The organism is Candidatus Omnitrophota bacterium (assembly GCA_023227985.1).
In the GTDB taxonomy this organism is placed as follows: domain Bacteria; phylum Omnitrophota; class Gorgyraeia; order Gygaellales; family Profunditerraquicolaceae; genus JALOCB01.
Window position 1 is genome coordinate 1 of sequence record JALOCB010000029.1, and the last position, 16,819, is coordinate 16,819.

Genomic DNA, 16,819 nt, shown 5'->3' on the forward strand with positions numbered 1-16,819 from the left:
TTCACCGACTATCCGTGCGACTGTCCCCGCGTCCTGTAACGGAACGCCCAGGATCACCGCGATAGGATAAAATACATAGCCTAAAATATTCTGCAGGGTCCAGACAAAGCTGATATGGAGAAATTTATTGATCCCGGACCCGAACCAGCCCAGGGCCAGGTCAAAAATCCCGAGCAGGCCCAAAACCGCAATAAGCAGCGCAGTGATCCCGACGATCATCCTTACGCCGGCGTTAGCCCCGTTAATAATAGCCTCGAACAGGTTGTTATCTTTCTCATAATGCGGCTGGATATGCAGGCCTAAAGTCTTAGGGTGGTCTTTTTCAGGACAGATAAGCTTGGACATTACCAGAGCCGCGGGAGCCGAGAGTATCGATGCCGACATCAAATGCCCGGCAATGGTCGGGAATTGGCCTTTAAGGCTGAAAATATATAAAGCCATGATATTCGAGGAGACCGTGGCCATGCCCGCGGTCAAGACCGTGCATAATTCCGAACGGGTCATATTATCCAGGTGCGGCCGGATAGTCAGGTTGGATTCTATGCCTAAGAATATGTTGCTGGCGCTCGCTAAAGACTCCGCCCCGGATATACGCATAAACCTGGTGAATAAATACGCGAATCCCCGGATAAGCATCTGCATTATATTGTAAAAGTAAAGTATGGATATCACCGCGGAAAAAAAGATTATGGTGGGAAAGGCCTGGAATGCCAGGATAAATCCCAAAGAGGGTTCTCCGTTATCGCCGACACCTCCTACAGGGATGGCTAATCTTCCGAAAACAAACCTGGCGCCGGCTGCCGCCGAATCCATAACCTTGATAATGATGCCATTAAGAAAAAGGAATAATTTTGTCCCTGCCGGGAACGCGAAGATAAAAGCCGCCCAGATCAATTGCATGGCCACAGCCCAGCCAATGACCCTCCAATTCAGGTTTTTCTTGTCATTGGAGAAAGACCAGGCCAAGAGCATCAACACCAATATGCCCAAAAGGCTCACAAGATTATAAATACTCATAAAGCGCGCTTCCGGCAGAGATCGATTTCATCACAGATCAATTGATTTAACAAACAACCCTTTCATGGTAATGCGTATGCAATAGCTGATGCGACCTCTCTCCTAAAGGCTTAACCAGGAAATCTTTATATAACGCCATTACCGCCGGGTTCTCATGGGACTTTCTCACCGGCTTATTCTTGTCTTCCTGATAAATGGCCTCTTTTCTCTTCTGGCGGATCGCGGTGTCCGTGGGAATAGGCTGTCCGCCGCCGCCCAGGCAACCGCCAGGGCAGGTCATTATCTCAATGAACGCGTATGGCGACTTACCGGCCTGTACCTCGTCCAATAAAACCCGGGCATTGCCCAGGGAATTCGCCACAGCTACCTTTAACGACATTCCGTTTATGTCAACCTCGGCGGTTTTTATCCCCCGCAATCCGCGCACACCCTCGAAATCCAGATTTTCCAGGGTTTTTCCGGTCAACACCTCATAAGCCGTCCTTAACGCGGCTTCCATTACCCCGCCGGTAGCCCCGAAAATGACTGCCGCTCCGGTAGATACGCCTAACGGCTCGTCAAAATCCTCGTCCTCAAGAGCGATAAAATCGATCCCGGCTTCTTTGATCATCCTGGCCGCTTCCCGGGTAGTCAGGACATGATCCACATCAGGGAAGCTTTCTTTATCCTGCCATCCTTTTTTATCTTTCCAATACTGAAAGGCGCTGTTCATTTCCGGACGCTTTGCCTCGAATTTCTTGGCGGTGCAGGGCATTATCGAGACCACGCTTATATTTTTCGGGTCCAGGCCTAATTTCTCGGCGTAATACGTCTTGGCGATAGCCCCGAACATTTGTTGAGGCGATTTACAGGTGGAGATATGTTCCAAGACCTTAGGATAAGCGTGTTCCGCGAATTTTATCCAGCCCGGAGAACATGAGGTGATCAAAGGAAGCACTCCTTTATTCTTGATCCGCCCGATCAACTCGCTGCCTTCTTCCATTATGGTCAGGTCAGCGCTAAATTGAGTATCAAAGACCTTGTTAAAACCCAACCTGCGCAAGGCGGCGGCCATTTTCCCGGTGACCAGCGTGCCCGCGGGATAACCGAACTCCTCGCCTATGCTGGCCCGAACCGCAGGCGCGGCCTCAACGACCACGAATTTTCCCGGATCGGCAATATCTTTCCAGACACCGGCGATCTGGCTGTTCTCTACCAGCGCGCCGGTGGGACAGACCAAAAGGCATTGCCCGCAATTGACGCAATCTACATTCCCCATGCCCTTATCCATAAAAGTTGATATCCTGGTAAGCTTTCCCCGGTTCATCGAATCAATGGCGCTTACAGTCTGGATCTTGGCGCATACAGCGATACATCTGCGGCATAAAATGCATTTATTCGGGTCGCGGATGATCGAAGGCGAGGATGAATCGATCTCCATCTCGAGCTTTGTTGCTTTCGGGAAACGCACCTTCCTGATCCCCATATCATAAGCGATCTTGCGCAGTTCGCAGCTCTGATTGCGATCGCAGACAAAACAATCCTTGGGATGGCTGGCAAGAAGCAGTTCGAGATTCAGGATCCTGGCCTTACGCACCCGCGCGGTATTAGTGAATATTTCCATTCCTTCGGCGACCTTAGTCACGCAGGAACGCAAAAGGCTCTTCGCCCCTTTTACCTCGACCAGGCAGACCGAACAAGCTGCCTCTTCGCTGACGCCGTCAAGATAGCATATAGCCGGGATCATAATGCCGTAAGACTGGGCGGCCTTTAAGATATTTGTCCCTTCCTGGACCTGGCAGCTTTTCCCATCGATCTTAATATTCACCATAGTCTTCTCCTTTACAGGGGACGGTTCCTCTTAATATAACCCTTTACAGCGCATTACATTATAACAAGCCTCTTGCCTGTCAAAATCAGGCATAATTTGTAAATACCGTGTTCACAACCTCCAGACAGCTAACGAGTTAGAGAACGAGGAACCGTCCCCTAGTCGCTTTTGACGTCGCAGCGCAGACAGCGCAGAGTTTCCAGGTGCGCCTGCGTCTGGGAAAGCCCGGATGATATCTCTTTGAAATTCAGATGCCGCTCTTTTACCTTTAACTTCATCCCGGTCTGCTTCTTCGCCAGAGCCGGATTCATCGGCACCTGCATAGGATAATCGAATTTCTTGAACAACCGGCCGAACCTGTCCTCACCCATCAACGCCTTATCTATTTGTTGGGCGGCATTCTTTCCGTCCGCCATAGCCTCGACCGCGGTTGCCGGGCCCATTACCAGGTCGCCTCCCGCGTACACTTTGTCAATGCTGGTGCGCAGGGTAAAATGATTCACCTGGACCGTGCCGTTCTGGTTCAAGACTATTCCAAAATCCTGCAGGAACTGGGCGTCAACCCGCTCGCCTATTGCCAGCAGAACCGTATCACATGGTATTTCATAATACTCATCCGTGGGAACAGGCTTTCTTCTGCCTGAGGCGTCGAAATCCCCGGGGATCATCCTGCTCACCTTGAGCGCCCGGACATTGCCTTTTTCATCGCCCAATATCACCTTCGGGGCGGCGTAAAAAACAAAATGTATGCCTTCGCGCTCAGCCTCAAAGAGCTCGTCTTTATTAGCCGGCATATCTTCCTTGTCCCGGCGATAAACAATGGTCACTTTTGCCCCGAAACGGTGCGCGGTGCGGCCGGCGTCGACTGCGACATTGCCCGCCCCGATGATCAAAACATTTTTCCCGATATTCGGCTTATGCTTTTCGGATACAGCCTCCAGGAACGCTATGCCGCTGGCCACCCCTGAAAGGTTCTCCCCCGGGATTACCAGGGACATGTTCTTATAAGCGCCGGTAGCGATGAATACCGCGTCATGGGCCTTGTTTATCCGACGCAATCCTTCGGTATCTATTTTCCGGCCTAACTTGAACTCCACGCCGAACTTCTTGATAAACCCTATTTCCCTGGCCAGGATCTTTTTAGGCAACCGGTATTCCGGGATACCGTAACGCAATACGCCGCCTGCTTCGGCATTAGCCTCAAACAGGGTTACCTTATGGCCTAAGCGGGCCAGATAGAACGCAGCGGTCAGTCCGGACGGGCCCGCGCCGATGATCGCGATCTTCTTATGCGTAGGCGCAAGCGTTTCTTCAACCAGCTTTTTCAGCACGCTTTTTTCTTTGCCGGATCTATAAATGCTATCCGCCACATAACGATGGACCTCGCCTTGTGAAACAGGCTCATCAATATCTTCCCTGCGGCAGCGCATCTTGCAATGGAAATGGCATATCCTTCCGCTGGAGGAAGGGAAAGGGTTATCCCTGTAGATCGATTCAAACGCCTCTTTAAGATTGTCTGCTTTAAGCAGGGAGAGAAAACCCGGGATGTTCATATGCAGAGGACAGCTGTTCTCGCAGGGCGAGAGGAACAGGTTCAGGCATACCCCGGCGTCGCAATGCTTGGCCTCGATATGCTGATCGTATTCTTTGCGGAAATATTTAAGGGTGGTAAGTATGGGATTGGGCCCGGTCTGTCCAAGCCCGCAAAGCGCGGTATCTTTTATACCCTCGCCAAGCTCCTGCAAATATCCGATCTGGCCGGGATCGGACTTGCCGTCGCTGATATCGCGCAATATCCTTAACGCCTGGAACAATCCTTCCCTGCAGGGGGTGCATTTTCCACAAGACTCGGAAGTGGTGAACTCCGTGAAATAACGGGCCACGTCCACCATGCAGTTATCCTGGTCCATTACCACCATGCCGCCTGAACCCATTATCGCGCCCAAGGCGTTCAGTGATTCATAATCCACCGGTGTGTCGAACAGCTCCACCGGTATGCACCCTCCCGAAGGCCCTCCGGTCTGCACTGCCTTGATCTTCTTGCGCGTGCCTGTGCCGGCGCCGATATTATAAACCAGCACTTTTATCGGCTGGCCCAAGGCTAATTCGACCAATCCGGTATTTTTGATCTTTCCGACCAGCGAAAAGACCTTGGTCCCCGCGCTGTTGGCTGTTCCAGTGAGGGTAAACCACTCCCCGCCTTTAGCGATTATCACCGGGATATTGCACCAGGTCTCGACGTTATTTATCGTAGTAGGCTTATCGTAAAGTCCGCGCTGCGCGGGAAAAGGCGGCCTGGGCCTGGGCCTTCCGGGCTTGCCTTCGATCGAGGCGATCAACGCGGTCTCTTCGCCGCAGACAAACGCACCTGCGCCTTCAACTACCCGCAGGTCAAAACTGAAATTCGACCCCAGCAGGTTATTCCCCAATAAACCGTATTCCCTGGCCTGTTTTATCGCCTCTTTCAGCCTCTGGACCGCGAGCGGATATTCAGCCCGGATATAAACCACTCCTTCATCAGCCCCCATGGCGTACGCGCCGATGATCATTCCTTCAATGAGCATATGAGGATCGGACTCGATCTCATTGCGGTTCATATAAGCGCCAGGGTCTCCTTCATCCGCGTTGCAGATTATATATTTCTTGTCGGCCTGGACCTGCCTCATTAATTCCCATTTTCTGCCGGTAGGAAATCCCGCGCCGCCCCTGCCGCGCAGTTTGGAATTCTTTACCTCGGCGATCACCGCCTCAGGATGCAGCCCGGAAAGAACTTTATATAAAGAACTGTACCCGCCTACGCCGATGTATTCCTCGATATCCTCGGGATTGATCAGGCCGCTGTCACGCAGCACTATTTTTTTCTGCCATTTAAAGAAAGGCACTTCATTCCAAAGAGGAATATCCGGAAAACCTTTACCAAAAAAAGCCTTGCCGGTCAAATGATCCCATTCCTCTATCCGGCATAAGGCGAGCTTCTCCGGGATCCCGCCTTTAGCGATGCTATCGACTATAACAGGCACGTCTTTGACAGTCACTTTATGCAAAATGACCAGCGGTTTTCCCGGAATATGGATATTCACCAGCGGCTCCTGCGCGCAAAACCCGAAGCATCCGGTCTTTACCAGAATGGCCCGGGTTTTCTTTTTCTTCAGAGCCTGGCTGAAATTTTTGAATACTTCATCCGCGGCGTTGCCTATGCCGCAGGTGCCTAAACCCACAGCCACCCGGGTTATTCCGGGCAGATATTTCTTAAGGCCGTTATCTTTAACGCGGTTCAACCCATCAAGGCCGGTGATCTTCATGCTGAGCCCCCCTTTGATCTATCCTGCTTGCCCCGGGCAACGCGATTGACTATATCCTTGAGCTTGTTCTCGGTCATATGGCTGTATATGGTCCCGTCGATCTCAACCACCGGGGCCAGGGCGCATTGCCCGAAACAGGCCACGGTCTTCAGCGTGAATTTATTGTCGGAGGTGGTCAGGAATATCTTCTCGCCCTGCCTGGATTCATCCTCATGCAATCCCAGCATTTTTTTTAGATATTCCAGCAGGTTTTTCGACCTGCGGGTATGACAGGCTGTCCCCGGCAGATGATTATAGAATGATCGCCCTGGGGTTTAAGGTTGAAGAACGCGTAAAACGTCACAACGCTGTAGATCATGGATAAAGGGATATTGGTCTTGCGGGATATATATTCGAGCGTTTCCGTGGGAAGGTATTTCTGTTTATGCAGGCCTTGCACTTCTTCGAGCAGCCCTAAAAGCTCTCCGGGGGTTCCCCGGCACTTCTCGATCACCTGGTCAATGATCTTGTTATCCACCATGTTCCGAGGGCTGCTCTTCATTTACGGTCCTCCTTGATAAGGAGATACTTTATGAAATAAGTTTTTTAGATCATTTTAATTTATTTCCGAGAGTTGATATACGCATCGATGGCCTGCGCGCCCTTTCTGCCGGCGCCCATGGCAGTAATAACTGTCGCCGCACCGGTAACCGCGTCCCCTCCGGCGAATACGCCGGAGATAGAGGTCAATCCCTGTTCATCGGCCTTTATCTCGCCGTGCCTGCCGACATTCAAACCCGGGGTGGTCCTGGCGATGATCGGGTTCGGGGTATTCCCGATGGCCACAATAGCTTCGTCTATGTCAATAATGAATTCGGATCCCTTCACCGCTATCGGGCTTCTTCTGCCGGAGGCGTCCGGCTCGCCAAGCTCCATTTTTATGCATTCAACCTGCTTCACAAAACCCTTCTCATCCGCGATGTAACGCAGAGGGTTGGTCAACAGCCGGAAATCTATCCCTTCTTCGCGGGCGTGGACCACCTCTTCTTCCCGGGCCGGCATTTCTTTTGCCGACCTTCGATAGATAAGGTAAACGTGTTTAGCCCCCAGCCGCAAGGCGGTCCTGGCGGAGTCCATGGCCACATTGCCTCCGCCGACCACTGCCACATTCACGCCTTTTTTGACCGGCGTATGGTATTCCGGGAATTTATACGCTTTCATCAGGTTGACCCGGGTAAGGAACTCATTGGCCGAATATACGCCGTTAAGGTTCTCTCCGGGAATGCCCATAAAATTGGGCAGGCCCGCGCCTGAACCCACGAATACCGCAGCATACCCTTCTTTGAACAATTCCTCGATGGTCAAGGCCCGGCCGATAAGCATGTTTGTGGCGAAAACCACGCCTAATTCCTTGAGCAGGTTTATCTCGCTCTCCACTATGGCCTTGGGCAGCCTGAACTCCGGGATCCCGTAAACCAAAACCCCGCCTAATTTATGATAGCCTTCAAAGACGGTGACCGAATATCCTTTCTTAGCCAATTCAGCGGCGCAGGTAAGGCCGGCAGGGCCGGAACCGACCACAGCCACTTTCTTTTTGCCGGCGGAGCCGGAAGTTTGAGCCTTTTTATTTTCTCCGCGGTTATTCAAGTCCCAGTCAGCCAGAAAACGCTCCAGCCTGCCGATAGAGATCGGATCGCCCATCTTGCTCATCACGCAAAGCTTCTGGCATTGCTCTTCCTGCGGGCAGACCCTGCCGGTAATGCAGGGCAGGGAATCATTTTCATGGATGATATCGATCGCTTTTTGAAAATCTTTTTCCTTAAGCGCTTTAATAAAAACAGGTATATTTATGTTCACCGGGCATCCTTCCACGCATGGGCTTTTATGGCACTGCATGCAGCGGGACGCCTCTTTTAACGCCTCTTCCTCATTATAACCAAAAGGGACCTCGTCAAAATTCCTGATCCGGTCCGCGGGTTCCTGCTCGCGCATATGCACTGCTTTTTTCTCTACAGCCATTTTATTCCCCCTGTTTCTTACACTGGCAGCTGCATTCCTCTGTCTTATAAGTCTCGAGCCTTTTCATCAACAAATCAAAATCCACCTGATGGCCGTCAAAATCCGGGCCGTCCATGCAGGTAAACCTGGTTTTATCCGCAACATTGACCCGGCACGCCCCGCACATACCCATGCCGCAAACCATCAGGGAATTCAGGCTGACAATGGTCTTGAGCTTACCCCGGGTAAGCTCCACTACCGCCCGCATCATCACTGGCGGTCCTATGGCGAATACTATATCAACCTTGCCTGCCGCCATTACCTCTTTAAGCAGGTCGGTGACAAACCCTTTGCGGCCATAAGAGCCGTCATTGGTGGCGATAAGCAGATCATTCGATACCGCCTTCATCTTATCTTCCCAGAAGACATGTTCCTTGGAGCGGTATCCGATTATGGAAGTAACTTTATTGCCTTTTTCCTTTAAAGCCCGGGCTAAAGGATAAACCGGAGCAACCCCTATGCCTCCGCCCACAACTACGGCATGGCCGAAGTTCTCTATCTCAGTAGGATTTCCCTGCGGCCCTAAAAGATCTAACAGGAAATCGCCCTTTTGCATCCCGGCTAAAAGCGTGGTAGTCTGGCCTGCCTCCTGAAAGACTAAAGTAACAGTCCCTTTATCCCTGTCAAAATCAGCGATGGTCAAAGGCACGCGCTCGCCTTTTTCGGTTACCCGGATAATAACGAACTGGCCGGCGCGGGCCTTTCTGGCAATGAAAGGCGCTTCCATAAGGACATAATGCATTTTCGGGCCTAACGTGTATTTATCCAGTATCTTGAACATTCCTGACCTCTTGGCTGGCAGTTAAAGAATAATTTGCATTTATTATATTTTAAACAAAAGGTTTTTGCCAGATAATTTTTTAAAAAGCTGTTGGCGGACCACGATGCTCCTAACCTATATGATCACGGGTGATCTCGAAGGTGTCCAGGGCGATCTGCAATTCTTCATTGGTCGGGATAACATATACTTTTATCCGGGAACTGTCTTTGCTGATCAAAGACTCTTTTCCCGAAGCTGCAGCCTTGTTCTTTGCCGGGTCTATCTCTATACCCAGATTTTCCAGGCCGCAAATGCTTTCCGCCCGGATGAACGCGTTATTCTCGCCGATGCCGCCGGTAAAAACAATGGCGTCGGTATTTCCCAAAGCCGCCAGATAAGCGCCTATGTACTTCTTCAAGCGGTAACAAAAGATGTCTATCGCCAGTTTCGCCCGGCTATCGCCTTTTTCCCTGGCCTCGATCAGATTGCGCATATCATTGCTTATCTCGGAAATACCCAGCAAACCGCTCTGTTTATTTAAAAGGGTGTTCAACGCCTCGGGGGAATAACCTTTACCGGCCAGATATAAGAGCACTGCCGGGTCGATATCGCCGGAGCGCGTGCCCATAACCAGCCCCTCCAGCGGGGTCAACCCCATGCTCGTATCCGCGGAACAGCCGCTCTTTACCGCGCAGATGCTGCAGCCGTTGCCCAAATGACAGATAATGGAATTTACTTTAGCCGGTTCGAGGCCCATAACCGAGGCCAGCTTGCGGCTGACATAACGGTGCGAGGTCCCGTGAAAACCGTAACGCCGGATCTTGTATTTGCGGTACAACTCCGAAGGAATAGCGTAACGATAGGCGTAATCCGGGATGCTGTGATGGAACGCGGTATCGAACGTGGCTACCTCAACCGCGTGCGGCAGGGATTTCTTACAGGACCTGATCCCTATGAGATTAGGGGCATTGTGTAAAGGCCCAAGGTCCATATACTCCTCGATGACTTTCTCTACCCGCTCATCCGCTATTACGGATTCAGTATAGACCTCGCCGCAATGCAGGACGCGGTGCCCTATCCCGGTTATTTCGTCAACGGATGAGATGACCCCCTGCTGCGGGTCGCTGAGCATCTTCAGGATGAAATGTATGCCTTCCTCGTGGTTGGCGATATGGTTCTTTATCTCAAAGCTGCCGCGAACGCTCTTCTGGAAATACCCGGATGATCCCTCGCCGATCTTCTCAAGCAAACCTTTAGCCAGGACCTTTTCCTGGGGCATTTCAAAAAGCTGATATTTGATGGAAGAGCTTCCGGAATTGATAACCAGGATTTTCATCGGTTGTCCTTTTCTTTAAAAACTTATTGATATGTGGCCAGCTGCTTTATCCTTTTCAACATATTCGGATGGGTGCTTAACATCTCAAGCATCCTGTCGCCGACACCCAGCCTGATCTTTTTGGCCCTCACCGCCAGGAGCTCGGCTGAATCGATCGTGCCGCTTCTATCCTTATCCAGGGCTTTAAGCTCGCGTATCTCATCCATGGCCCGGGACGGGTCATTGGCGAAAAACGCCTTTAGCCCTTCTGTCTCCTTTAATTCCTCTTTATCCATCCTGGCTGAGCCGTAAACCAGCTTATATAACGCCGAGGCCAAAGCCTGCGGACGGCATCCCAAAAGGATCGCCCCGCGGTCGGCGAAATATTCCCGGATCCTCGACGCGTACAACACCAAAAGGTTGGTGATGAAATAAAACGCGAACGCGGCTACCCCGATAAGGGCGGTATTGCCGCTATTCCTGTCGGAGCTGCGCCGGCGGCCGTAGAAAAGGAAATTCCAGGCCAGCCGATAAAAGATCATCGGGATCACCGATAAGATCGTGATGGTCAACACATCCCTGTTCTTGATATGGCTCATCTCATGGGCCAGGACAGCCTTTAATTCCTCGTCATCCAAAAGCCCGAGGATACCCTGGGTTACGCAGATCCTGCCGTCTTTGACCCCTCTGCCAAAAGCAAAGGCATTGGGTATGGCTATCTGGGCGATGCCGATCCGCGGCATAGGCAGCCCGGCTTTGATCGCCAGGCTTTCCACCATTTGGAAAAGTTTGGGATTATCCTGGTGCTTCAGGTATTTTACCCGCATAGTCCACTCAATAAGCATCGGGCCGATCATATACTGGATGAACATCAGGACCAATGAAAAGACCAGATAAAGATAAAAGTCGTTTATCCCGGCGTAAGTCCCGAGCATTACAACGACCGCGTAGATGATCCCGAATAAAACCGCCAGCAAAACGCCCATTTTCAATCTTAATTCGAACATTTAAAAACAACCCTTCTATTTTATCACGCGGGCCTTTATAGTGAACTTATATGCCGGATTGGCCGGATCATCGGTATTCACGTAAATGAACTGATGGACATCGCCGTTGTAGCCGGTGGTCTTGAACTCCACGTCGATCGCCGTGCTTTCGCCTGGCGCGAGGCTCTTCCTGGCGATCTTTGACACAGTACAGCCGCAGGAGGTATAACTGCCGGTTATATTAAAAGGTTTTTCCGATTTGTTCGTAAAAATGAACTCGTGTTCAACAGGCTTTCCCGCCTTTACCGCGCCGAAATCCCAGAGATACGGGTCAGCGGATTGAACCTGCGCGGCCTGGCCATCCGCCTCATCTAACGGTTCAGCCTGGGCGTAACAGCCGGCTAATACCGATAAAAAAAAGCATAAACCGAACAGGGCTTTCATCCTATCCCCTCCAAATAATAAACGCACCGAGGCTGAAAAATAAGGCCGCCATCAATATTTTAACCGCCAGGAAATTCTTTTTCAAAACCCGTGAGAAATCCTGCGAGCTTGCCCCCATCATACTGAAAACAAATACCGCTACCAACGGCAGGATGAACATCAGGTTATACAATAACAGGTATCCCCACGCCTGCAATTTTATCGGCGCGGCCTTCAAAACAAAAGCGATCGTGGGCAAATATACCTGCCCGGTACAAACAGCCTCCAAGATGGAAACCAAAAATCCGGAGATCAAAGCTGACAGGACAAGGCTGAGAATATGTTTTTGCGAAACCGGGACAACGCCGTCCTTGGGCTTTCGGTAATGCCTGCCGATAACCGCGCGGATCCGGTTCTTTACCGCCTGCGGCAGCTGCAAAGACATCCCCTCGGTATTGCCGGTTCTCTTGTATTTCAGAAAATCCCAAAACGCCAATACCGCCAGGCACAGGCTTAATCCGCCTACCGCCAGATTAACCCCTCTTCTTATTATCCAGAAACCCTTGAGGCTGTAGAAAAAACTGAATAACCCCAAGCCCAGCAATAGGTACGTAAGAAATACCGCGAAGATGAAAGATACCCCGATAACCAGCAATTCTCTTCTGCGATATCCCTGCAAAGCCAGGAATGAAATAAAAAAAACTATCACCGTAAAGGCGCAGGGGTTGATTCCGTCTATAAGCCCGGCGGAAACCACGGCCAGAGGGGTAAAACCAAGAAAATAACCAACCAGGTCCACTTCAGGATTATTCGCGGCGCTGCCCGGGGAAACAACCGACGCCTGAAGTATAAGATCATCCAACCCGCTGGTTATCGCCTGTTTTCCGCTTAAAAATTTCCCGGCAATGAATATTACCGGAACGCGCAACTGCGCTGTTACCTTATATCGCTCTTTCAACCCCAGCAGTAATTTATAGTTCTCGATATCCGCGATATCCCGGTATTCGATATCGATATTATTTTTATATTTCTCCCGGATACCTGGCAGTAATTCGTCCCTTACCTGCGCACATTCATGGCAGGTAACCGAATGAAAAAGGACCAATTTGGGCTTTTCCGTGGCTGGAGCGGCGGATAAACCGGTAGCTATACACAGGGAAAACAGATTAAGGATGATGATCTTTTTTATCATTACGGAAGGGGATGAACTACCGGGCTGCCAAACTACTTTTCATAAGTGGCTATTATCTTCAGGACTTCCTTTTTATCTTTGGCGTTCTTCAGGCGATCCACGATGAATTTATCTTTTACCAGGTGCGCGATGTCCGCGAGGATCTTAAGATGCCCGCCGACATTGGCTTCGGATGAAGCGAGGATGAAAAAGATATATGTCTTTTCTCCGTCCAGCGCCCCGAAATCCACTCCCTGGCTATGCCTGGCGAACCCGATTATCGAATTATTCACCTTGTCGGACTTGGCGTGCGGGATAGCCACGCCGTTGCCTATGCCGGTAGAACCCAGTTTTTCCCTTTTCAGGATAAGGTTAAGCAGGGTTTTTTTGTCCTTCAACTCCTTGGACTGGCCGATAAGATCGAGCAGCTCGCCGATAAGTTTAGTCTTGTTAGTTTCCTTAAGGCTCAGGTTTATATATTTCTCTTTTAACAAAGAAGATAACTTCGTGTTCGCACAAGCGCTCGCTGCCACTGCTGGCTCCTTCCATTAGAACTATGCCAGCCGGTCCCTATAAAAAACTTATTCGACCGGTATGACTATTTTCTGGCCTACCCGTAATTTCTTAGGGTTCTTGATCCTGTCTTTATTCAACTCGTAAAGGTATTTCCAACGGTGTCCGCCGCCTAATTTTTTCTCGGCGATTATCCACAGCGAGTCACCTTTTTTGACGGTATATTCTTCAGTATTGACCTTGATTTCGCCTTCAATAGTCTCTTCGGTTTCCTGGATATATTTGCCTTCCTCGACTTGAGTAGCGTCCTCAGGAATGTTTGACGCGGGCTCCTGCCCCTGAATGGCGCTTTCCGGGGTCGGAAGCATGACCTCTTCTACCTCGGCGATCATAAATTGGGCGTTGCGGTCTTTTTGCATACCCACCAGGTCGGAGACCGGGGCGATCGCGTCCAGCTTGCCGCGGCTGATGATCTTAATGCGCTCTTCTACAATACCGTTATCAAGCATGAAATTCTTCACGCTGGCGGCCCGTTTCTGGCCCAGCCGGATGTTGTAATTCTCCGGGCCGCGGACATCGCAATTGCCGGTAATAAGGATGTTAGCGCCGGGATTCTTTCCCAGGGTCTTTACCGCGTCTTCCAGTATCCGAACAGTGTCATCCCTGAGGCTGGATTTGTCGTAATCAAAATACACCTTGACGTTCGTTATGATCTTCTTGACCAAAAGTGACGGCCTTAATTCCTGAGGTTTTGCCGGCGGCAGCTCCTCGGATTTATAATCATAGATGATCTTGTTTAAGTAGACATAACCTCTGTTACCCCAAAGCTTTGCGCTTCCCGGCTGACTTGGCCACCACCAATAGCCGCTGCGGCTTTCGTCTTTTACCGGCTTAGGCTGGGCGTCGGTAGGCCACCAGGCGAATTTCTTCTGCATTGCGTCCATCTCCGCTTGCCTGCGGGCTTCGCGGTCAGAGGCGCATCCGGAAAGGGTTAACGATAATAATGCGATAACCGATAATATAAAAAGTCTTTTGCGCGTTTTATTCATTGCCATCACCTCGCTTGTGATTAGTAATACACCTGTTTTTTTAGGATAGTTTTGGCGGGAATATCAGTCAAAAAACCCTGTTTTTCAGCAATGCGTTTTACAGAAGTTATTATAGGTCAAAAAGCGTTTTTGTCAAACAAATTAAACAGGTGAAAAACCGTTAAAACGGATGAATTTACCTTCGGCGCGTTTTTACCAAAAGCCTGAGTATTTCCAGGTAGAGCCAGATCAACGTGACCATTAATCCGAATGCGCCGTACCACTCCATATATTTGGGAGCATTTGCCTGGGCCCCTTTTTCGATGAAATCAAAATCCAGGACCAGGTTCAGGGCAGCGATAACCACCACGACCGCGCTGAAGATTATCCCCATAAGCCCGCTTTCATGAATGAACGGGATACGGACGCCGAAAAAACCCATTCCTATATCCACTATATAAACTAAAGCGACAGCGCCGGTAGCGGCGATTACCCCCAGTTTAAAGTTCTCCGTGGCTTTGATCAAGCCGGATTTATAAGCCATTAAAAGGCAAAAAAGCGTGCCGAAGGTAAGCCCCACAGCCTGTATAACTATACCCGGGTATGACTTTTCCATTAGAACTGACAACCCGCCCAGAATAAACCCCTCGACCATAGCATAGACAGGCGCGGTTACCGCAGACCATTCTTTCTTGAAAACAGTGACCAGGGCCACGACTAATCCAGCGATAGCCAAAAGCCAGAACCAAGAAAGCAGTTTAGCCGGATTGGCCCAACTCCATACCGCGGTTAACAGCACCAAACCCAGCAGGAACAAGGTCTTATTCACCGTTCCCTGGATAGTCATAGCCAACGCGGGATCAACCGAACCGGCTTTAGTAAAGATATTGTTCTTCAGGACAGGATTGCTTGAACGTTCCATATACGCCTCGCTTTTAAATTTTCGTTGTTATTTCACTGATTATATCACACAAAACCGGCATAGAAAACAAAAAAACCGGCTCTTATGAACCGGCTTTTTATATTAAACCTACCGTGGCAGGTGGTTTTAACCAAAAAACCCGGCAAACCTATGCCAGGGCTTTTTGCGACAACCACCGTTTTGGCAACGCAGCCTCCCGAATTACGGGACTGTCGCTTTGCGCCCCGGCATTACTGCCAGTTTGCCTTTAACACAGGGTGTTTCTTGTTGCAATTAAGTATAACACATAGCTGCCGGATTACAAGGCCGCGGTTAGCTTTATTTTAATTTCTTAGCTGTCCGGCGGACAGCTTTAACCATACGGTCATAAGCTTGTTGTATAGTAGCCCCTTCAGTAAGGTTATCGCCGCATATCGCGGCGTATCCCTTGCGGTTCTTTATTTTGAAGGCCTTAACTTCTAAACTGCCTATCTTCATACAATTCTCCTTGAGTAGAGATTCAACACCGGTGCATATTCCGATTAGTGCCAGGTATAATAACGCAACACTACCCCATTGCATCAGTTATTATTTTATAATGTTTTCCGTATTTGAACAATTCAATATTTTAGGACGCGACTACATAGTGCTCAGACTAAACATAAGGGCTATCCGCGTTTCAATCCACGCGCCCACGCGGGGCGCGACATAGCTTCCGGGGCAAGACATGGCGGCATCCTGGGTTTCAATCCACGCGCCCACGCGGGGCGCGACTCTGCGGCGGTTTGGACTACATCTAAGCCGGTTTGTTTCAATCCACGCGCCCACGCGGGGCGCGACATGACTTTACTGATGATGGTGGGGCAGTAAAGAAGTTTCAATCCACGCGCCCACGCGGGGCGCGACTCAGCATTCGTAACACTAAAAAAGGAGGAAGCGTGTTTCAATCCACGCGCCCACGCGGGGCGCGACTTGCCAGCGCAAGTGGTTAAGCGTTGAGGATCAAGTTTCAATCCACGCGCCCACGCGGGGCGCGACATAGCATCATACAAAGCTTTACCATGTAAATTAGTTTCAATCCACGCGCCCACGCGGGGCGCGACTTTATTTTTTTGGGAAGTATATATATAAAAGAACGTTTCAATCCACGCGCCCACGCGGGGCGCGACCATATCGTATATGAGCTTGCGGATATGCTAATTTGTTTCAATCCACGCGCCCACGCGGGGCGCGACTAGATATTGGCTGGCTTCTCCTTCTGACGCTGTTGCGTTTCAATCCACGCGCCCACGCGGGGCGCGACCCAAATATATACGCTATCCGAGGAGTAATGAGAAGTTTCAATCCACGCGCCCACGCGGGGCGCGACTATGTTCAACGCTGGGTTTCGTATGTGCTTGTTTGGTTTCAATCCACGCGCCCACGCGGGGCGCGACCTCTGGTTTTATATCTTCTCCACAACCTAAATTAAGTTTCAATCCACGCGCCCACGCGGGGCGCGACCTGAAATGCCTCATCTTCTGACCGGGGAATGTTTAGTTTCAATCCACGCGCCC

At 50.5% G+C, this 16,819-nt stretch carries 15 protein-coding genes, 1 CRISPR repeat array and 1 riboswitch; all 15 genes read right to left on the reverse strand.

The window, feature by feature from the left end; translation table 11 throughout:
• A partial coding sequence (locus M0R35_06225) for a nucleoside transporter (GenBank protein ID MCK9595257.1) occupies positions 1–1,017 on the reverse strand: 1,017 nt, incomplete at its 3' end.
• A 46-nt stretch (positions 1,018–1,063) separates the two neighbouring features.
• Positions 1,064–2,827, reverse strand: a complete 1,764-nt coding sequence (locus M0R35_06230) for an NADH-dependent [FeFe] hydrogenase, group A6 (GenBank protein ID MCK9595258.1) — start codon at positions 2,825–2,827, stop codon at positions 1,064–1,066.
• Positions 2,828–2,985: 158 nt separating this feature from the next.
• Positions 2,986–6,129, reverse strand: coding sequence for an FAD-dependent oxidoreductase (locus M0R35_06235; GenBank protein MCK9595259.1), 3,144 nt, complete (start codon positions 6,127–6,129; stop codon positions 2,986–2,988).
• Entirely contained in the window at positions 6,126–6,356 is a 231-nt protein-coding gene (locus tag M0R35_06240) for an NAD(P)H-dependent oxidoreductase subunit E (protein MCK9595260.1), read from the reverse strand. Before M0R35_06240 ends, M0R35_06235 begins: the two co-directional genes overlap by 4 nt.
• Positions 6,357–6,361: 5 nt before the next feature.
• Positions 6,362–6,670 (reverse strand): NAD(P)H-dependent oxidoreductase subunit E, encoded by a 309-nt coding sequence (locus M0R35_06245; GenBank protein MCK9595261.1) that lies wholly within the window; start codon positions 6,668–6,670, stop codon positions 6,362–6,364.
• A 59-nt stretch (positions 6,671–6,729) separates the two neighbouring features.
• A complete protein-coding gene (gene gltA / locus M0R35_06250) occupies positions 6,730–8,127 on the reverse strand; it encodes an NADPH-dependent glutamate synthase (GenBank protein MCK9595262.1) in 1,398 nt (465 codons plus the stop codon).
• Position 8,128: 1 nt separating this feature from the next.
• Positions 8,129–8,947 carry a sulfide/dihydroorotate dehydrogenase-like FAD/NAD-binding protein gene (locus M0R35_06255; GenBank protein ID MCK9595263.1) on the reverse strand — a complete coding sequence of 273 codons (819 nt, stop codon included), beginning with the start codon at positions 8,945–8,947 and terminating at the stop codon, positions 8,129–8,131.
• A 109-nt stretch (positions 8,948–9,056) separates the two neighbouring features.
• A complete protein-coding gene (locus M0R35_06260; protein ID MCK9595264.1) occupies positions 9,057–10,262 on the reverse strand; it encodes an acetate kinase in 1,206 nt (401 codons plus the stop codon).
• Between the two features lie 23 nt (positions 10,263–10,285).
• Entirely contained in the window at positions 10,286–11,248 is a 963-nt protein-coding gene (locus tag M0R35_06265; protein MCK9595265.1) for a zinc metalloprotease HtpX, read from the reverse strand.
• Between the two features lie 15 nt (positions 11,249–11,263).
• Complete coding sequence (locus M0R35_06270; GenBank protein MCK9595266.1) at positions 11,264–11,671, reverse strand: DUF1573 domain-containing protein; 408 nt, start codon at positions 11,669–11,671, stop codon at positions 11,264–11,266.
• 1 nt (position 11,672) lies between these two features.
• Positions 11,673–12,842, reverse strand: coding sequence for a thioredoxin family protein (locus M0R35_06275; GenBank protein ID MCK9595267.1), 1,170 nt, complete (start codon positions 12,840–12,842; stop codon positions 11,673–11,675).
• 32 nt (positions 12,843–12,874) lie between these two features.
• A complete protein-coding gene (locus tag M0R35_06280) occupies positions 12,875–13,354 on the reverse strand; it encodes a PTS sugar transporter subunit IIA (protein MCK9595268.1) in 480 nt (159 codons plus the stop codon).
• A 48-nt stretch (positions 13,355–13,402) separates the two neighbouring features.
• Complete coding sequence (locus M0R35_06285) at positions 13,403–14,383, reverse strand: OmpA family protein (GenBank protein MCK9595269.1); 981 nt, start codon at positions 14,381–14,383, stop codon at positions 13,403–13,405.
• 175 nt (positions 14,384–14,558) lie between these two features.
• The gene (locus M0R35_06290) at positions 14,559–15,284 is read right to left on the reverse strand and encodes a Bax inhibitor-1/YccA family protein (protein ID MCK9595270.1); all 726 of its coding nucleotides are present in this window, start codon (positions 15,282–15,284) and stop codon (positions 14,559–14,561) included.
• A 179-nt stretch (positions 15,285–15,463) separates the two neighbouring features.
• A riboswitch (cyclic di-GMP riboswitch) is annotated at positions 15,464–15,540 on the reverse strand.
• 62 nt (positions 15,541–15,602) lie between these two features.
• Positions 15,603–15,761 carry a hypothetical protein gene (locus tag M0R35_06295; protein MCK9595271.1) on the reverse strand — a complete coding sequence of 53 codons (159 nt, stop codon included), beginning with the start codon at positions 15,759–15,761 and terminating at the stop codon, positions 15,603–15,605.
• Between the two features lie 178 nt (positions 15,762–15,939).
• Positions 15,940–16,766: a CRISPR direct-repeat array (repeat unit 32 nt; unit sequence GTTTCAATCCACGCGCCCACGCGGGGCGCGAC).
• Positions 16,767–16,819 lie beyond the last annotated feature (53 nt).